Raw genomic sequence first — 18,251 nt, forward strand, 5'->3', positions numbered from 1 at the left:
GTGCTCCTCTTAAATTCTTCATCAGCCGACGAGTTTTTGTGCGAACACGTGCGGGGTGAAACCGGTGAGGTCGTTGATGCCCTCACCCTGCCCGACCAGCTTGATCGGAATGCCGGTCTTTTCCTGCACGGCGAGCACGAAGCCGCCACGCGCTGAGCCGTCAAGTTTGGTCAGCACGAGACCGGTCACCCCGGCGTGCTCGATGAACGCCTCGGCCTGGGCAAGCCCGTTCTGACCAGTCGTGGCGTCGAGCACGAGCAGCACCTCGGCGATCGGTCCCTGCTTTTCGACGACCCGGCGAATCTTGGTCAGCTCGTCCATCAGTCCGCCCTTGGTCTGCAACCGCCCGGCGGTGTCGATGAGCACGATCTCGATGCCCTCGTTCTTCGCCTTCTCCACGGTCTGAAAGGCGACGGAGGCCGGATCCTGGCCGGTCATCTGCGGCTTCACGATCTGCGCCCCGGCTCGTTCGGCCCAGGTCGCCAGCTGCTCGACCGCCCCCGCCCGAAAAGTGTCGGCCGCGCCGATCACGACGCTGCGACCGTAGGTCTGCAGAAACTTGGCGAATTTGCCGATCGTGGTGGTCTTGCCGACACCATTGACGCCGACGACGAGCACGATGGCCGGCCGTTCGGAGAGGGTCAGGGTGGAGTCGAGAACGGACAGCCGCTCTTCAATTCCCTCGCGCAGCATCCGCTGTAAATCGGCCGGGTCGGTCGTGTTGTACTTGGCGACCTTGGCACGCAGGTCGGCGATGACCGACTCGGTGATATTCGGGCCGAAATCGGCCTGCAGCAGGGCGTCCTCGAGGTCGTCCCAGGTCTGCGCGTCGATGGTCTTCTTCGTGAACATTCCGCGCAGTGCGCCGGAGAGGGACCAGGGGGTGCGTTCAGCCATGTCCCTAGCCTACGGGGGCGCCGCCGCCTTGCGCGCGGCGAGTGGCACCAGCTTGTCCCCGTGGCAGTAACGGCCGGTGAGCGGCACCATCCAAGCGGATGTCCGCGACACCACTCCGGCGCCGCCGTCATCCACTGCCCGGAAGGCGCGCCGAGTACCCGGCGGCCTGTGTGACGCTGCGTGACAGTGTGTGACAGCACGTGACCCTCGGCTGCGACATTGCACCGTGGTCGCAGTAGCGTTGGCGGGGTCGCTCCGATCGAAATCATTGGAGCGGCGCCGCAAACCGAGGGAGCCGACGTGCCGAATGAAACCGAGACGGTGCCCACCGTCACGACGGGGGCCGAGAACGCTCCGGCGGCAGCTACCAAGCTGGCAGCAGCCCGCTCGCCGCGGCCATCCACCCGTCCGAATGGCCAGTGGAAGATCGACGGCACCGAACCGCTCAACGGCAACGAGGTCTGGAAACAGGTCGACAATGGCCTCGCGGTGCGCGGCCGCATCGAGCAGATCTATTCCAAGCAGGGCTTCGACTCGATCGACGGCACCGACCTGCACGGCCGTTTTCGCTGGTGGGGCCTCTACACGCAGCGCAAGCCCGGCATCGACGGCGGCAAGACCGCCACCCTGGAGCCGGAAGAGCTCGAAGACCGCTATTTCATGCTTCGGGTGCGCATCGACGGCGGCCAGCTCACGACCGAACAGGCCCGCGTGATTGGTGAGGTGTCCCGCGACTTCGGCCGCGACACCGCCGACCTGACCGACCGCCAGAACATTCAGCTGCACTGGATCCAGATCGAGGACATGCCCGAAATCTGGCGCCGCCTCGAATCCGTCGGCCTCGAAACCACCCAGGCCTGCGGCGACGTGCCGCGCGTCTTCCTCGGCTCCCCCGTGGCCGGCATCGCCGCCGACGAACTCATCGACCCGACCGAGTCGATCAACGAGCTTGCCCGCAAATATCTCGGCACCGACGAATTCGCCAACCTGCCGCGCAAGTTCAAGACCGCCATCACCGGTCACCCCAGCCAGGACGTCGTGCACGAGATCAACGACATCGGCCTCGTGGCCGTGGAGCACCCCGAACTCGGCATCGGCTACGACCTCTGGGTCGGCGGCGCGCTCAGCACCACCCCGCGTCTGGCCGAACGGCTCGGAGCCTTCGTCGCTCCCGACCAGGTGTCCGAGGTTTGGCGCGGCGTCGTCTCCATCTTTCGGGACTACGGCTACCGCCGCCTGCGCGGCAAGGCCCGCCTCAAGTTTCTGCTCGCCGAGTGGGGCACCGACAAGTTCCGTCGTATTCTCGAAGACGAATATCTCGGTTATACCCTGCCCGACGGCCCCGCCGCACCGCGCCCGAAGACGCAGGGCGACCACATCGGTGTGCACAAGCAGAAGGACGGCCGCTTCTACATCGGGCTGGCCCCCTTCGTCGGTCGTATCTCCGGTCAGACCCTTACCCGGGTCGCCGACCTGCTCGAAGCCCACGGTTCGAGCCGACTGCGCACCACGCCGCACCAGAAGCTCGTCGTGCTCGACATCGCCGAAGAACACGTCGAACCCCTGATCGCGGCCCTCGACGAGATCGGGCTGTCGGCCCGCCCGAGCCTGTTCCGCCGCTCGACCATCGCCTGCACCGGCATTGAATTCTGCAAGCTCGCCATCGTCGAGACCAAGCAGACGGCAACGGATGCCATCCTCGAGCTGGAGAAACGGCTCGCCGGAATCGATGCCCCGCACCCGATCAGCCTGCACGTGAACGGATGCCCCAACTCCTGCGCCCGCATTCAGACTGCGGACATCGGGCTCAAGGGCCAGCTGCTGCCCGACGGCAACGGCGGGTCCACCCCCGGCTTCCAGGTGCACCTCGGCGGCGGCCTGGTCTCCGCCGACCGTGACGAGGCCGGCCTCGGCCGTACCGTGCGCGGCCTCAAGGTAACCGCCGAGAACCTCGCCGACTATGTCGAAAACCTCGTGCTGCGTTTTCTGGCCGCCCGCACCGACGACGAAACCTTTGCCCAGTGGGCGCACCGCGCCGACGAGGAGGACCTCAAATGAGCGCCATCAATCTGAACGCGGTCAAACAGGCCGCGGCATCCGTTACCCGTGACCTGCCGCCGCGCCGACCGGCCGCCGAACTGCAGGCCCTCGCCGAAGCTGGCTCAGCCGAACTCGAAGCGGCCGCGGCAGCCAGCGGCCGCGAGGCCACCGCTGCGGAGGTCGTGGCCTGGGTCGCGCGCAACTTCGGCGCCGACAGTGTCGCCGTCGCCTGCTCCATGGCCGACGCGGTGCTCCCCGAGATCGTGTCGAAGCAGCTGCCCGACGTCGACGTGCTCTTTCTCGATACCGGCTACCACTTCGCCGAAACCTACGAGACCCGCGACGCTGTCGCCGCCGCCCTTCCGGTAACGGTGGTCGACGTGCTGCCGCTCACGACAGTTCCGGAGCAGGACGCCCTGCACGGCGCCGAACTGTTCGCCCGCGACCCCAACTCCTGCTGCGCCATGCGCAAGGTGGAACCGCTACAGCGTTCGCTCGGCGGCTATGAACTGTGGTTCACCGGTGTGCGCCGCGACGAAGCCCCTACCCGCGCCAACACGCCCCTGGTCACCTGGGACGAACGCAATGGCCTGGTCAAGGTCAACCCGGTCGCCGCCTGGAGCTACGACGAACTGATGGATTACGCCACCGAGAATCACGTGCCGGTGAACGTACTCCTGTCGCAGGGCTACCCCTCCATCGGCTGTGCCCCGTGCACCCAGCCCGTCGCGGCGGGAGCCGATCCCCGTTCCGGCCGTTGGGCCACCCTCGAGAAGACAGAATGCGGGCTCCACCTATGATGACCACGACGGCACACCGCCTTTCCGAACTCGACGTGCTCGAGAGCGAAGCCATCCACATTATTCGTGAGGTCGTCGCCGAGTTCGAGCGGCCCGTGCTCATGTTCAGCGGAGGCAAGGACTCCGTCGTGGTACTGCACCTCGCCGCGAAGGCCTTTTGGCCGGGCAAGATTCCCTTCTCGCTGCTGCACGTGGACACCGGCCACAACTTCCCCGAGGTGCTGGAGTTTCGCGACAAGACCGTCGCCGCGCACGGGGTGCGCCTCACGGTCGCCAAGGTCGAGGATTACGTCGCCGACGGACGTCTCGCCGAACGCGCCGACGGCACCCGCAACCCACTGCAGACCCTCCCGCTGCTCGACGCCATCGCCGCCGGCCGGCACGACGCTGTCTTCGGTGGCGCCCGCCGCGACGAAGACAAAGCCCGCGCCAAGGAACGCATCCTCTCCCTGCGCGACGAATTCGGCCAGTGGGACCCGCGCAACCAGCGCCCCGAACTGTGGAACCTCTACAACGGCCGCCACACCGTCGGCCAGCACGTGCGCGCCTTCCCGATCAGCAACTGGACCGAACTCAACGTCTGGCGCTACATCGAACGCGAAAACATCGAGCTGCCCCCGCTTTACTACGCCCACGAGCGTGAGGTCTACCGCCGCGACAATATGTGGCGCTCGGTCAGCCCGGTCAGCCTGCCCCGCGCCGACGAAACCGTCGAAACGCGCACGGTGCGGTACCGCACGGTGGGTGATATGAGCTGCACCGGTGCGGTCGACTCGACCGCAGCATCCGTCGCCGATGTCGTGCGCGAAGTGGGCGTTTCCACCATCACCGAACGAGGCGCAACCCGCGCCGACGACCGCATTTCAGAGGCCGCCATGGAAGACCGCAAGAAGGAAGGATATTTCTAATGAAGACCTCACTACGTTTGGGCGCACTCATGCTCGGAACCGTCCTGCTTTTGAGCGGATGCGCAACCTCGGTCAGCACCGAGCCCGCCACCGACCAGGGACCCGCCGCCGAGCTGCGCCTGGGCTACTTCGACAACGTCACCCACGCCGCCGCGCTCGTCGGTCTGCAGAACGGCTTCTTCGAGGATGCCCTCGGTGACACGAAGCTCAGCACCCAGATCTTCAACGCCGGCCCGGCCGCCGTTGAAGCCCTCAGCGCCGGCGCCATCGACGCCGCCTACATCGGGCCGAGCCCGGCCGTGAACACCTTCATTCAGAGCGGCGGCCAGTCGGCCATTATCGTGGCCGGCGCGGCCAGCGGCGGTGCCGCGCTCGTCGTGCGCGACGGCATTGACAGCCCTGCCGACCTGGCCGGCACACTCCTCGCCACCCCGCAGCTCGGCAACACCCAGGATGTCGCCCTGCGCTCCTGGCTCGGCGATGAGGGTTATAAAACCAGCACGACCGGCGGTGGTGACGTCAACGTGTCACCGACCGAGAACGCGCAGACCCTGACCCTGTTCCAAAGCGGCAAGATCGACGGCGCGTGGCTGCCAGAGCCCTGGGTCTCCCGACTCGTGCTCGAGGCCGGCGGCCACGTTCTCGTCAACGAAGCCGATCTGTGGGACAACGGCGACTTTCCGACCACCGTGCTGCTCGTGCGCAAGGGTTTTCTCGAGGAACATCCCGCCACTGTGAGCGCCCTGCTCGAGGGGCACGTCACCGCCGTTGATTGGCTCACCCAGAATCCGGCGAATGCTGCCACCGCCATCAACACGAAGCTCAAAGCCGACACCGGCAAGGCCCTCGCCGACGACGTTCTGGCCCGGGCCCTGACCGAAGTGAAGTTCAACGTCGACCCGCTCGCCTCGACCTTTCCGGTCTCGCTCGCGGAGGCGGTCAAGGCCGGCATCGGCAAGGACGGCGGCCTCGACGGCCTGTTCAACGTGGCACTGCTCAACGCCGTACTGGCTGAGCGCTCTGAAGTCCCGGTCTCGGCCGGCGGATTGGGAACGGAATAACCATGACCCTCACCATTGACACCCAGGCGAAAACCGAAGAAGCCGCCGTCGCCGCCCCCGAAGGCACCCTGTTCCGCTTCGCGACGGCCGGTTCGGTCGACGACGGCAAGTCCACCCTCGTGGGCCGGCTGCTGCACGACTCGAAGGCGATCCTCGCCGACCAGCTCGAAGCCGTCACCCGCACTTCCACCGAGCGTGGCTTCGGCGGCGAGAACGGTGGCATCGACTTCGCCCTGCTGACCGACGGCCTGCGCGCCGAACGCGAACAGGGCATCACCATCGACGTGGCCTACCGCTACTTCGCGACTCCCGCCCGCTCGTTCATTCTCGCCGACTGCCCCGGCCACGTGCAGTACACCCGCAACATGGTCACCGGCGCCACCACGGCGGATGCCGTCATCATGCTCATCGACGCCCGCAAGGGCGTGCTCGAGCAGACCCGCCGGCACCTCAGCGTCGTCGCCCTGCTGCGCGTGCCGCACGTGATCGTCGCGGTCAACAAGATCGACCTGCAGGGCTACGACGAGGCTGCCTACCGCGAGGTGGAGGCATCCGTTCGTGTCGTCACCGCCGAACTCGGCATTGCCGGAGTTCATGTCATTCCGGTGTCGGCCCTGGTCGGCGACAACGTCGTCGACCGCTCCGAGCGCACCCCCTGGTATGCCGGTCCGAGCCTGCTCGAACTGCTCGAAACCCTCACCGTGATCGACGACCTCGACGACAGTGGGCGCGCCACCGAGGCGTTCCGCCTGCCGGTTCAGCTCGTGCTGCGGCCGCAGGGCGCGGTCGTCGTCTCCCCGGAACTGGCCGATTCCTACCGCGACTACCGGGCCTACGCCGGGCAGGTCGCGAGCGGCAGCATCAAGGTCGGCGACATGGTGAGCGTCGAGCCCGGCGGCGGCACCAGCACCGTCACCGGTATCGACTTCGCCGGAGTGCAGCTCGACGAGGCTTTCGCGCCCCAGTCGATCGCGCTGCGCCTGGCCGACGACCTCGACATCGCCCGCGGCGCCGTCATCGCGGCCGCAGGTACCCTTCCCCCGATCACCCGCGCCCTCGAAGCCGATTTGTTCTGGCTCGACCCGCGTCCGCTCGCACCGGGAGCCCGCGTGCTCCTGAAGTTCGGCACGACCGTCGTGCAGGCCCTGATTCGCGAGGTCACCGGCCGACTCGACCTCACGACCCTCGGCGTCGAACCCGCCACCAGCCTGGCCGTGAACGATATCGGGCAGGCCAACATCCGTTTGTCGCGCGATTTGCCGGTGGAACGCTATGCGCAGAATCGTCGCTCCGGGGCGTTCCTTGTCATTCACCCGCAGGACGGCGCAACCCTGGCCGCCGGTATCGTCACCGCGCCGGGCGAGCCCACCCGCGCCGGCGACGGCTCGGGTGCCGGGTCGGACGTGTCGCCGTGACCTCCCTGACCAGCGTGTCTGTCGCCCCGGCCCCGACCGCGCTCGAACCCGTCGCGATCACGATCGACGGCCTCGGTAAGCGCTACGGCACCGGTCCGCTCGTGCTCGATGACATCAACCTGTCGATCGAAGCCGGCCAGTTCGTCTGCCTGCTCGGGGCAAGCGGATGCGGAAAGTCCACGCTGCTCAACATCATTGCCGGCCTGGAGAAACCCACCGAGGGCGCCGTCACCGTGGCGAGCGGCAAGGCCGCCGTCATGTTCCAGGACGCAGCGCTGTTTCCGTGGCTGACGGCCGGCCGCAACGTGGAGCTGGCCCTGAAACTGCGCGGGGTTCCGCGCAAGGACCGCCGTGCGGATGCCCTCGAACTGCTCGACCTGGTCAACCTCGCCGATGCCGCCGACAAACGCCCGCACGAACTCTCCGGGGGTATGCGGCAGCGGGTCGCCCTGGCCCGCTCGCTCGCGCAGGACCGCAAGGTGCTGCTGATGGATGAACCCTTCGCCGCGCTCGACGCCATCACCCGCGACCTGCTGCACGAAGAACTCGAACGGGTCTGGCGCCAGACCGGCCGCACGATCGTGTTCGTCACCCACAACGTGCGCGAGGCCGCACGGCTGGGACAGCGCATTCTGCTGATGTCCTCACGCCCAGGCCGCATCGTCAACGAATGGACCATCACCGACACCGGCTCCCGCCGGATCGAGTCCCCCGAGGTCGCCCGCCTCGGTGACGAAATCACTGACCAGCTGCGCGAGGAGATCCGCCGTAATGCCGCTTGATGCTCGCACCGACACCATTCGTGGCGGAGCGACCAACGACCCGAGCCACGACGAACTGCGCCGCCTCGAAGCCGGTTTGGATTCGCTGCAGGCCGTTCCCGAAACGCCCCGCGGCGCCTTTCGCCGCACCCTCGACGGCGTCGTACCGCCGATTTTGCTGCTCATCGGCCTGGTGGTGGCCTGGCAGATCTACATTCTCATCGCCAAACCGCGTCCCGATCTGATTCCCGGCCCGCTCGACGTGTTCGGCGCTTTAGCCAGCGCCTGGAACAGCGACCGCCTGCAGCTCGCCGTGACGACGAGCCTCGAACGCGGCGGGCTCGGCTTTCTCGTCGCCGTCGCCATCGGCACGCCGATCGGGCTGCTGCTCGCCGAATGCCGACCGGTGCGACGCGCCGTCGGCCCGCTCCTGTCCGGCCTGCAGGTGCTTCCCTCCGTTGCCTGGGTGCCGGCCGCGATTATGTGGTTCGGCCTTACCGACGCCACCGTATACTTTGTCATCCTGATGGGTGCTGTGCCCTCGATCGCCAACGGGCTGGTCTCGGGTGTCGACCAGATTCCACCGCAGCTGCGCCGCGTCGGCACAGTACTCGGCGCCTCGCGCTTCGAGATGGCCACCCTCGTGGTGTTGCCGGCCGCTCTGCCGGGCTATTTCTCCGGGCTCAAACAGGGCTGGGCCTTCGCCTGGCGCTCACTCATGGCGGCCGAGATCATCACGACGGGCGGAACGATCGGCTTCGGCCTTGGTTCAATGCTCGACCAAAGCCGCGTGCTCGCTGACCTCTCCGGGGTCCTCGCCACGATCCTGGTGATTCTGTTCGTCGGCGTCCTGGTGGAACTCGTGATCTTCGCCCCGATCGAGCGTCGCCTGCTGCGCCGCCGCGGACTGATGGCCGCTGGCCTGCGCTGACCCGCCCGCATCCACTCTTCTTCCCTTTGTTTGAAAGGCTCCTTATGACCCCCGCTCCCTCTGCACTGCGCGTTGCCATTATCGGCGCCGGCCCGGCCGGAATCTACGCCGGCAATATTCTCAACCGACTCGTGCTGGAGGCCGGTCACACCGTGGCCATCGACCTGTTCGATGCGCTGCCGGCCCCCTACGGACTCATTCGCTACGGCGTCGCCCCCGACCACCCGCGCATCAAGGGCATCGTCAAGTCGTTGCAGGAGATGCTCGACGCAGGCATCATTCGTTTCATCGGCAACGTCACCTACGGCACCGACCTGACCCTGGCTGATCTGCGCGAGCACTACCACGCGGTCATCTTCGCCACCGGCGCCATTCTCGACGCCCCGCTCGTCATTCCCGGCATCGACCTGCCCGGCTCGTTCGGCGCCGCCGACTTCGTCTCCTGGTACGACGGCCACCCCGATGTGCCGCTGGAATGGCCGCTCGACGCGACCGACGTGGCCGTCATCGGAAACGGCAACGTTGCCCTCGACGTGGCCCGAATCCTGGCCAAGCACGCCGACGATCTGCTCAGCACCGACATTCCCGCCTCGGTCTATGCCGGGCTCGCCGGATCCCCGGTGACCGACGTGCACGTGTTCGGCCGCCGCGGGCCGTCACAGGTGAAATTCACCCCGATCGAACTGCGCGAGCTCGCCGACATTCCCGACGTCGACCTCGTCGTCTACGCCGAAGACTTCACTCCCGATTCGCACAGCGAACAGCTCGTCGCCAGCAACAATCAGGTCAAGATCATGACCCGCACGCTGAACGGATGGCTCACCAAGGCTCCGCTCGGCGCCTCACGTCGCCTGCACCTCCACTTTCTGCACTCGCCGGTCGAGGTGTACGGGGATGGACGGGTGGAAGGCATCCGCTTTGAACGTACCAAACACACCGGAGACGGTGGCGTGCGGTCAACCGGCCAGATCGTCGACTACCCGGTGCAGGCCGTGTATCGCGCGGTCGGCTATCGGGGCAGCGCTCTGACCGAGGTGCCGTTCGACGCCGTGCGCGGCGTCATTCCGAACGACGGCGGGCGGGTGCTTGATGCCGCCGGCGAGCCTCTTGCCGGGCTGTACGCCACCGGGTGGATCAAGCGCGGCCCGGTCGGCCTGATCGGCCACACCAAGGGCGACGCTCTCGAGACGGTGACCCGGCTCGTGGCCGACCTGCCCGCGCTCGTCGCCGGCGAAACGGCTGACGAATCAGCGGAGGCGATTCTGGCCCTGCTGGCGGAGCGTAACGTCGAGTTCACGACCTGGGCGGGCTGGCGCACCCTGGACGCGCACGAGCAGCTGCTCGGCGCGCAGGACCTGGTCACTCCCGGTCGGGAGCGAGTCAAAGTCGTTTCTCGGGCCGAACAGGTTGCGATCTCTCGCACGGAAGCGTTGCTGACACTGTGACCTATGTGATTGCGCTGCCCTGCGTCGATGTCAAAGATCGTGCCTGCATCGACGAATGCCCGGTGGACTGCATCTATGAAGGCGAACGCTCCCTCTATATTCACCCGGATGAGTGCGTCGACTGTGGTGCCTGCGAACCGGTCTGCCCGGTCGAGGCCATCTACTACGAAGACGACCTGCCCGAACAGTGGGCCGACTATTACAAGGCCAACGTCGAATTCTTCGACGACATCGGCTCCCCGGGCGGCGCAGCCAAGGTCGGCGTGCTCTCCAAGGACCACGCGGTGATCAGCGCGCTGCCGCCGCAGGGGTAACGGCGCGACTGCTATTCTGCACGCCATGGATAAGGCTCGGGCTTGAGTCCGGCACTGTGGCTAGCACTGCTCATTGCAGGAGCACTTCTCATCGCGCTGGTGATTCTGTATGCCGCAGGCTTGCTCGGCAACGAAGCGGTGGCGAATGCCGCAGCAGCATCCGCTTAGGTCGGAACCGCTTCCAGGGTGATGACGGCGAGGAATCCCCGTCCGAGCACTTCCGGGGCTGGATCGTCGCCGCGCACGGTATCGAGGGCACCCAGCTTGGCCTCCTCGCCGCCGGCGGTCACGACGGCGTTCCCCTTCAGCAGTAGGGCGAATTGGTCGTCGAACACCGGGTGGGCGCGTTTCTTCGACAGCTCGACGATCGACAGAAAGCCCTTGAACGCTCCGCGCCTCGTCATCACATTCAGGTCTCTGGTATCGCCGACCGGCAGGGCGCAGCTCGTCGCGCTGTCACCGGAAAACCGGAATGGCCGGTACTGCTCCATGGCGTGCTCTTCACCATCGACGATCACGACCATAAGCTCGCCCTCGATTACCGTGAGGATGCGGTCCACCCCTGGAAAACTCGAGAAATCACCGGCCGCGGTCACGTCGGCGATGCTGATGCGCCAGTCGAAGTCCACCGCGCCGGCGGGGAAGGACGCCACCTCGCGGGTGGTCCCGCCGCCATTTCGCCAGGGGGTGGGCCGAAGCGCGTCATATCGAATAATGTGCATGATTTCAGGCTTAGGTTAGCAGACGGCAGACGCCGAGCGGTCAGGACGCCGCCGGTTCCCGGTCGCGCTCTCGTTGGTCAGCACGAGTCCCCACGCGCTGGCCGACGACGGCGGACACCCCGTCCTGCCGCATGCTGACGCCGTAGAGGGCATCCGCTATTTCCATGGTGCGTTTCTGGTGCGTGATCACGATCAGCTGGCTGGTCTCGCGCAGGTCCTCGAAGATGGTCAGCAGCCGGCCGAGGTTGGCGTCATCGAGGGCCGCCTCCACCTCGTCCATGATGTAGAACGGACTCGGGCGCGCCTTGAAGATGGCGATCAGGAGCGCGACGGCGGCGAGGGAACGTTCGCCGCCCGAGAGCAGCGACAGCCGTTCGATCTTCTTGCCGGCGGGCTTGACCGACACCTCGATGCCGGTCGTGAGCAGGTCGTCGGGGTCGGTGAGCCAGATGCTGCCGCTGCCGCCGGGGAACAGCACCGGGAATACCGCGGCGAACGCCGCCTGGGTGTCGTCGAATGCGGCGGAGAAGATGGTCTGCATTTTCTCGTCGATGTCGCCGATGATGGTCAGCAGGTCGCTTCGGGTCTCGGTGAGGTCGGTGAGCTGCTCGGTGAGGAACCGGTGGCGCTGTTCGAGCGCCGCGAATTCTTCGAGCGCGAGCGGGTTGACCCGCCCCAGTTGGCCGAGCTTGCGTTCGGCGGCCGCGAACCGTTGCTGCTGTTCGGCCCGATCAAAGCGGATGCCGCTGGTCGCGCGTCCGCCAGCCGTCCCGCCGTCGCCTCCGTCGCCTCTGGTGTCGCCGGTGTCGCGGTCGCGGTCCCTGTCGCTGTCCCTGTCGCTGTCGCTGTCGCTGTCGCTGTCGCTGTCGCTGTCGCTGATATCGCGTTCACTGGCCCCGCGGGCTTGGGCGGTAGAGTCGGCGCCGGAGTCGTCAGAGACGATCATGCCGTCGGGTGGGATCAGCTGGTCGGGCCCGTACTCGGCCACAAGCACGTCTTCGGTCAGGCCCAGTTCGCTGCCGGCCCGTTCGAGCAGAGCCGAGAGGTGCAGCTTCTTCTCGTAGATCTCGAGTTCGAGACCGTGCACGTTCTCGGTGATCGCGGCCAGCCGCTCACGCAAGGCGCTCTCGTCGAGGCGAAGCTGCTGCAGTTCGGTGGTCTGACTGGTGCGTTCGGCCTCAGCGCTGGCCAGACGCAGCCGGGCCTCGGCGACCGAGCGGTCGGCCGCGGCGAGCACGGCCGGGAGCGCCTCGGCTACGCGGGAAGCGGCATCCACTTGGCGGCGGCGAATGACGGCGCGCCGGGCCGCGGCCTCGGCTGCCGTATGCTCGGCCGCGAGCTGCTCGGTCAGGGCAACGACGTGTGCCTCACCGGCCCGCACCCGTTCGCGGGCCGTTTCAACCTGGAGGCGAGCTTCCACCTCACGATCCCGGGCGACCTCCAGCTCACGGTAGAGCACATCGCGCACGGTCGCATCGAGGATGGGTCGTGGCCGGGACTGGGCGGTGACCAGCGTGGCGGACGCCTCGGCGACGACGGCTTCGACCTCTTCGACGGCGCGGGTCGCGAGTGTCAGGGCGGCGCTAACCCGGGCGAGGTCGGCGGTCGCGGCGTCGGCCTGCACGGTGAGGCGGCCGCAGCGTTCCGTCTGAGTGGCGAGCTGGGTTTCGAGGGCGCGCACGGCCGCCCGCGCGCTGACCGACTGCTCCTTGTGCGCGTGCAGCAGGGTACGCTGCTCGCCGAGGTCGAAGCGCACCCGCTCGATCAGTGCTGTGACGGTGGTTAGCTTTTCGGCGGCGGTGTCTCGTTCGGCGACGAGTTCAAGTTTGCTCGGCCGGGCGCCGGATCCGCCGCGCACGACCCACGGGCCCAGCACCTCACCGACGAGTGTGATGATCGTCACGGTGTCGGTCAGCTGCGCGGCGCGGGCTACGGCGAGATCGTCGGCGATCACGGTCTGGGCGAGCAGAGCACGCACTCCGGCCGGCCCGTCGACGACCGACGTCGCCCAACGGATGCCCGCGCCCAGAGCAACGCTGGAATCAACGCCCGGAGCCAGGGTGTCGGCACCGTCCGCGATGAGGAGTTCGACCCGGCCGAGATCGTCGGTGTGGGCGTGGCCGATGGCTTCCAGGGCTGCCTCGCGGTTGTCGGCCAGCACAGCGTCGGCGAGAGACCCGAGCGCGGCGGCGATCGCCGCCTCGAACCCGGGCTGCACGCGCACCCGGTCGGCCACCAGGCCACGGATACCGGCGAGCTGCGCGCCGAGGAGTGCGGCGGAACCGTCTTTCTGGTCGAGTGCGAGGGAAAATGCACCCTGCCGGGCCGCCTGGGCGTCGCGTTCGCGTTCGTGCTGGTGCAGCTCATCGCGTAGTCGTTCCACCTCGGCCTCGACGCGTTGCACTGCGGTCTGCGCCAGTGCGAGTGCCTCGGACAGTTCGTCGGAGTCTGGTTCTTCGGCGGCCTCGGTCACGGCCGCTTCGAGCTCGGCCAGCTGACTTTGTGCCTTCTCGCTGCGATCGAACGCCGCGTCGAGGGCGTTCTGCTGCCGTAGTTGTTCGCCGCGTACAGCGGCCAGCCGCGACCGGGCCGTCTCGGACTGGCCGGTCAGCTGCGAGATTTCGAGATCATGCCGGGTGACGAGCACAGCCTGAGCGGCGATATCGTCGTCGACGGTATCCAGCTGCGACCGTGCCGCCGCGCTCTGCTCCCGGGCGGTGCCCCAGGCCGTCTCGGCCGTCCCGATGCTTGCGCGCAGTTGTTCAACCTCGGCAGCAGCATCCGTCAGCATGGCGGGCGTGACGCTAAAGGCCGGACCGGACGGCTCAGCCTGCGAACCGAGCAGGGCCAGTCGCTGGTTGGCGAGAGTGAACAGGCCGCGCAGGCGTTCCTGCACCGACTCCAGGCCAAAACTGGTGCGGCGGGCCCGATCGACGGCGTCGCCGACCTGGGCCAGTTCGAGCCGCTGCACCCGACCCTGCTTCTGCGCGAGCTGCTCCTGCAGCACGACCCGTTCGGTGTGCCGTTCGCTCTCGGTGTGATTGTGGGCGTCGAGCGCGGTGCGCAGCAGCACAACGTCGTCAGCGAGCAAGCGCGCGCGGGCATCGCGCACCACGGCGGCGATGGTCTGCGCCTCGCGGGCGATGTCGGCCTGACGGCCGAGCGGTTTGAGCTGGCGGCGAATCTCTCCGGCGAGGTCGCTCAGCCGGGTGAGGTTGGTCTGCATGGCGTCGAGCTTGCGCAGCGTTTTCTCTTTGCGACGTCGGTGTTTGAGAATGCCCGCGGCTTCTTCGATGAAGCCGCGACGCTCTTCGGGGGTCGCACGCAGCACGGCGTCGAGCTGACCCTGACCGACGATGACGTGCATCTCCCGGCCGAGACCGGAATCGCTGAGCAGCTCTTGCACATCGAGCAGCCGACAGGTGCGCCCGTTGATGGCGTATTCACTCGCGCCATTGCGAAACAGCGTGCGGGAGATGGTGACCTCGGAGTACTCGATCGGCAGGGCGCCGTCGGAGTTGTCGATGGTGAGGATGACTTCGGCCCGACCGAGCGGCCCGCGCGTCGATGTGCCGGCAAAGATGACGTCTTCCATCTTGCCGCCGCGCAGGGTTTTCACACCCTGCTCCCCCATCACCCAGGCGAGCGCGTCGACCACGTTGGACTTGCCCGACCCGTTCGGGCCGACCACACAGGTGACGCCGGGCTCGAAGGCAAACGTCGTCGGCTGCGCGAACGATTTGAACCCCTTGAGGGTGAGGCTCTTCAGATACAACGGGCACCCTTTCGGTCGGTCGGCCGCGAGTCCTGGTCTCGGGGCTGGTTCAACGGTACCCTGCGCCACCGACAGCGGCCGGGACATCCGCTTGTTGGGAAGAGTTGCGTGCAGAACCGCGGAGACGTTTCGGCGGCCTCGGCACTCCGATCGGCGCTGCGGGCGAAATTATCCGCAGTTCTGTACGGGGCCGGCCGCACGGACTGGTGCTGCTCGGATTACTGTGGCGCAGCATGAGCGACTTCTCAATCGACGAACTCGTCATTCCCAGTACACCGCACGCGCCCAGCTGGCCCGACTTCGTGGCGGTGGCCGCGCTGCGAAACCACGTCGAGGCTGAGGGGTTTGGTACGAACGCACTCAACTATTCGGCTGCCGAACTGCTGCCCGGGTGGCTCAACACGAAATACGACCCTAAGCGCATGTTCGTAGCTCGGGTTGAGGGCACAGTGGTGGCCCGCGCCACCTATGAAACCCTGCTCGACGCAAACGACGACCATGCCTGGCTGGGCGTGCAGGTGCTGCCAGCCTGGCGCAGATGCGACATCGGCATGCTGCTGAAGACGGCGAATCTGGAGTATCTGGCGCAGGAAAGCCCGGGGCATCCGTCGGTGACGACCTTCAACGCGGAGGAGAATCGGCACATGCTCGTGGTCAACGAGGCGCTCGGCTTCGTGCCGATGGGCTATGAGGGTGCCTGGAAGCGGGTCGTTCCCGCCGAAAAATGATCCGGAAAACCGAGGGCTCCGACCGGCAGTCAGCGCAGGCGCTGGCAGCGGGGGCAGAAGTGCGAGCCGCGGTTCATGAACTGCTCGCGCACGATCAAGGTGCCGCAACGGGAGCACGACGTGCCCTGCCGACCGTAGGCCTCGAGGCTGTGCGCGAAGTAGCCGGACTGCCCGTTCACGTTGACGTACTGGGCGTCGAAGCTGGTGCCGCCCTCGGCGAGGGCACGCTGCAGAATGGTGCGCACGGCCGCGAGCAACGTCCTCGCCTTCGCCGCCGACAGCGACGCTGCGGGCTGCTCGTAGTGGATGCGAGCGGCAAAGAGCGCCTCGTCCGCGTAAATATTGCCGATGCCGCTGATCAGGTTCTGGTCGAGCAGCGCCCGCTTGATGCCGGTGTTCTTGCGTGCGAGAGCGGCGAAGAAGGCGCTCGAAGCAAACGAGGGGTCGATCGGGTCGCGAGCAATGTGCGCTACCTGAGATGGAATGCGGTTCTGCCAGGCGGCATCCGCTTGGAGCTGACCCGAATATCCGCCCGGCAGGCTGTCACGGGTCGGGCCCATCGCGTCGACGGCCATGCTGCCGAAGATGCGCTGGTCGACGAAATTGACCCACAGCTCGCCGTGGGCCGGGTGTTCCAGCGTCAAGCGGATGCGCAACATGCGATCCTCCGCGGCACCCGGTGTGCGCAGCAGCACCTGGCCGCTCATACCGAGGTGAACGACCAGGGCGCGATCGCTGTCGAGGGGCAACCAGAGGAATTTGCCGCGACGCACGGCGGCGAGAATTCGCCGCCCCGTGAGCTGCTCGGCGAAGGATCCGGCCACCGGAACGTGCCGACGCAGGGAGCGCTCGTCGAAGATTTCAACCCCGGTGACGAGAGCGCCGGTGACGGCCGGCTGGAGACCGGCACGCACGACCTCAACCTCGGGGAGCTCCGGCATAGAAGTTAGAGCGCGTTGAGCTGGTCGATTGCGTCACGAGCTGCAGCCATTTCAGCGAACTTCTTGCTGGGGCCAACGCCCTGGGCGGTCACGGCCGAGCCGATGACGACCGTCGCGACGAACACCCTGGAGTGATCGGGGCCACTACCTTCGAGCGTATAAACCGGGACGCCGACGCCCAAGCTCGCGGCGAGCTCCTGCAAGCTCGTTTTCGGGTCCATTGACACACCGAAGTGGCCAGGTTCAGCGAGCAGCGGCTCGATCAGGCGCAGCACGAACGCGGTGGCAGCTTCGCCACCGGCATCCAAAAACGTGGCACCGATGAGCGCCTCGACGGTGTCGGCGAGAATGGATGCCTTATCGCGGCCGCCGGTGAGGGTCTCGCCCCGACCGAGCAGAATGTAGTCGCCCAGGCCGAGGCCGCGGGCAATCTGCGCGAGAGCGGCCGTGGATACCAGGCTGGCCCGACGCTTCGCGAGGTGACCCTCATCGAGGTTCGGGTAGCTGCGGTAGAGCATGACCGTGACGGCTTGCCCCAGAATCGAGTCGCCGAGAAATTCCAGGCGCTCGTTGGTGGGAATGCCGCCGTTTTCGTACGCAAAAGACCGGTGGGTTAGAGCTAGCTCCAGAATCACCGGTTCAATCTGCACGCCGAGGGTCGCCAACAGGGGCGACCGCTCGGTATGAACTCTTTTCATCGACCGAGTTCCGGTCTGGAGAGAAGAGGCGACTTAAATGTCGGCGACTTTACGGCCCTTGTATTCCATGAACAACGGAGTGCCGGTGGAGTCGGTGACAACCTTGGCGCGGTGCGGCAGGCTGTAGACAACCTTGCCGCCCTCCATGGTCTTGACGAGGGTGGGAGGCGTGGCCTTCCACTGCGCGCGACGCGAGTGGGTGTTGGAACGCGACATCTTGCGCTTCGGTACTGCCATGACTACTTCTCTTCTCTGTCTGAAACATGGATGTCCGCATCCATGTCTTTGTCTGTGGAAGCCGTAAACCCCGCAAGCGCTGACCACCGGGGATCGTAGCTCTCGTCGGAAACGAGTTCGGGCAGTTCGGCAAGCGGCTGCCCGGTCTCACTGTCAAGACCAGGGCAATCACGCCGACATACCGGCTGGAACGGAAGTGATAACACTACCGCGTCCCGGATCAAAGATTCCAAATCGACATGGTCGTCCAAAATCTCAAACTCGAAGGCTTCCTCCTGAGGATAACCGAAAAGCTCGGCAAAATGAACTCGGACCGGCAGGTCGATGTCTTTCAGGCATCGACCGCACTCACCGAGCGCCCGCGCATAGACCTCGACGCTCACCAGAATTCCCTCGTGCATCGCCTCGAGGCGCAACTCGGTCGACAGGGTCGACCCGGCTTTCACCGCCACGAGGCCAGCGCCGAGGTCGTCAGGTACGTCAATGTCGAGGTGGCGTTCGTGCATGGTGCCCGGGCGGTTAATGAGGTCACGCACGTCGACCGTGTACGGCGTCTTCTTGAACTTAGTCACGGTCGT

General features: G+C 66.6%; 18 protein-coding genes. 11 read left to right on the top strand and 7 right to left on the bottom strand.

Annotated elements, in window-relative coordinates; all coding sequences use genetic code 11:
• Positions 1-21: 21 nt before the first annotated feature.
• Positions 22-897 carry a signal recognition particle-docking protein FtsY gene (gene ftsY / locus E3T46_RS14685; RefSeq protein ID WP_104132582.1) on the bottom strand — a complete coding sequence of 292 codons (876 nt, stop codon included), beginning with the start codon at positions 895-897 and terminating at the stop codon, positions 22-24.
• A 372-nt stretch (positions 898-1,269) separates the two neighbouring features.
• Here ftsY and E3T46_RS14690 point away from each other — a divergent pair, with 372 nt between their 5' ends.
• The 10 genes from E3T46_RS14690 to E3T46_RS18750 are packed head-to-tail and all read left to right on the top strand — an operon-like array spanning position 1,270 to position 10,740.
• Positions 1,270-2,955 carry a nitrite/sulfite reductase gene (locus E3T46_RS14690; RefSeq protein WP_194092399.1) on the top strand — a complete coding sequence of 562 codons (1,686 nt, stop codon included), beginning with the start codon at positions 1,270-1,272 and terminating at the stop codon, positions 2,953-2,955.
• On the top strand, positions 2,952-3,737 hold the full coding sequence (locus tag E3T46_RS14695) for a phosphoadenylyl-sulfate reductase (protein WP_134579114.1): 786 nt from the start codon (positions 2,952-2,954) through the stop codon (positions 3,735-3,737). The genes E3T46_RS14690 and E3T46_RS14695 overlap by 4 nt, the downstream gene beginning before the upstream one ends.
• Positions 3,734-4,645, top strand: coding sequence for a sulfate adenylyltransferase subunit CysD (gene cysD, locus E3T46_RS14700; RefSeq protein WP_241980800.1), 912 nt, complete (start codon positions 3,734-3,736; stop codon positions 4,643-4,645). The genes E3T46_RS14695 and cysD overlap by 4 nt, the downstream gene beginning before the upstream one ends.
• On the top strand, positions 4,645-5,706 hold the full coding sequence (locus E3T46_RS14705; protein ID WP_134579116.1) for an ABC transporter substrate-binding protein: 1,062 nt from the start codon (positions 4,645-4,647) through the stop codon (positions 5,704-5,706). Before cysD ends, E3T46_RS14705 begins: the two co-directional genes overlap by 1 nt.
• A gap of 2 nt (positions 5,707-5,708) precedes the next feature.
• Positions 5,709-7,121 carry a GTP-binding protein gene (locus E3T46_RS14710; protein WP_134579117.1) on the top strand — a complete coding sequence of 471 codons (1,413 nt, stop codon included), beginning with the start codon at positions 5,709-5,711 and terminating at the stop codon, positions 7,119-7,121.
• Positions 7,118-7,903 (top strand): ABC transporter ATP-binding protein, encoded by a 786-nt coding sequence (locus E3T46_RS14715; RefSeq protein WP_134471087.1) that lies wholly within the window; start codon positions 7,118-7,120, stop codon positions 7,901-7,903. The genes E3T46_RS14710 and E3T46_RS14715 overlap by 4 nt, the downstream gene beginning before the upstream one ends.
• Entirely contained in the window at positions 7,893-8,813 is a 921-nt protein-coding gene (locus E3T46_RS14720; RefSeq protein WP_134470291.1) for an ABC transporter permease, read from the top strand. The genes E3T46_RS14715 and E3T46_RS14720 overlap by 11 nt, the downstream gene beginning before the upstream one ends.
• 44 nt (positions 8,814-8,857) lie before the next feature.
• Positions 8,858-10,258 (top strand): FAD-dependent oxidoreductase, encoded by a 1,401-nt coding sequence (locus tag E3T46_RS14725; RefSeq protein ID WP_134579118.1) that lies wholly within the window; start codon positions 8,858-8,860, stop codon positions 10,256-10,258.
• A complete protein-coding gene (gene fdxA, locus E3T46_RS14730; RefSeq protein ID WP_134579119.1) occupies positions 10,255-10,572 on the top strand; it encodes a ferredoxin in 318 nt (105 codons plus the stop codon). The genes E3T46_RS14725 and fdxA overlap by 4 nt, the downstream gene beginning before the upstream one ends.
• A 42-nt stretch (positions 10,573-10,614) precedes the next feature.
• The gene (locus tag E3T46_RS18750) at positions 10,615-10,740 is read left to right on the top strand and encodes a hypothetical protein (protein ID WP_277870977.1); all 126 of its coding nucleotides are present in this window, start codon (positions 10,615-10,617) and stop codon (positions 10,738-10,740) included.
• Here the strand turns inward: E3T46_RS18750 and E3T46_RS14735 are convergent.
• Together E3T46_RS14735 and E3T46_RS14740 are read right to left on the bottom strand one after the other, a co-directional pair.
• A complete protein-coding gene (locus E3T46_RS14735) occupies positions 10,737-11,294 on the bottom strand; it encodes a HutD family protein (RefSeq protein ID WP_134579120.1) in 558 nt (185 codons plus the stop codon). The two genes, E3T46_RS18750 and E3T46_RS14735, sit on opposite strands and share 4 nt — an antisense overlap.
• 40 nt (positions 11,295-11,334) lie before the next feature.
• Positions 11,335-15,069, bottom strand: a complete 3,735-nt coding sequence (locus E3T46_RS14740; RefSeq protein WP_194092398.1) for an AAA family ATPase — start codon at positions 15,067-15,069, stop codon at positions 11,335-11,337.
• A 233-nt stretch (positions 15,070-15,302) separates the two neighbouring features.
• On the opposite strand from E3T46_RS14740, the gene E3T46_RS18200 reads away from it, so the two are divergent.
• Positions 15,303-15,797 (top strand): GNAT family N-acetyltransferase, encoded by a 495-nt coding sequence (locus tag E3T46_RS18200; protein ID WP_174845410.1) that lies wholly within the window; start codon positions 15,303-15,305, stop codon positions 15,795-15,797.
• Between the two features lie 29 nt (positions 15,798-15,826).
• Here E3T46_RS18200 and mutM read toward each other — a convergent pair whose 3' ends face one another.
• The 4 genes from mutM to E3T46_RS14765 are packed head-to-tail and all read right to left on the bottom strand — an operon-like array spanning position 15,827 to position 18,245.
• Positions 15,827-16,738: a bifunctional DNA-formamidopyrimidine glycosylase/DNA-(apurinic or apyrimidinic site) lyase gene (gene mutM / locus E3T46_RS14750; protein ID WP_134579122.1), complete on the bottom strand. Its 912-nt coding sequence runs from the start codon at positions 16,736-16,738 to the stop codon at positions 15,827-15,829.
• 5 nt (positions 16,739-16,743) lie between these two features.
• The gene (rnc, locus tag E3T46_RS14755) at positions 16,744-17,436 is read right to left on the bottom strand and encodes a ribonuclease III (RefSeq protein WP_134579123.1); all 693 of its coding nucleotides are present in this window, start codon (positions 17,434-17,436) and stop codon (positions 16,744-16,746) included.
• Positions 17,437-17,469: 33 nt separating this feature from the next.
• Positions 17,470-17,673 (bottom strand): 50S ribosomal protein L32, encoded by a 204-nt coding sequence (gene rpmF, locus E3T46_RS14760; RefSeq protein ID WP_092108959.1) that lies wholly within the window; start codon positions 17,671-17,673, stop codon positions 17,470-17,472.
• 2 nt (positions 17,674-17,675) lie between these two features.
• Entirely contained in the window at positions 17,676-18,245 is a 570-nt protein-coding gene (locus E3T46_RS14765; RefSeq protein ID WP_241978055.1) for a DUF177 domain-containing protein, read from the bottom strand.
• Positions 18,246-18,251 lie beyond the last annotated feature (6 nt).

The sequence above is a fragment of the Cryobacterium sp. Hh11 genome (genome assembly GCF_004404045.1).
Classification (GTDB): domain Bacteria; phylum Actinomycetota; class Actinomycetes; order Actinomycetales; family Microbacteriaceae; genus Cryobacterium; species Cryobacterium levicorallinum.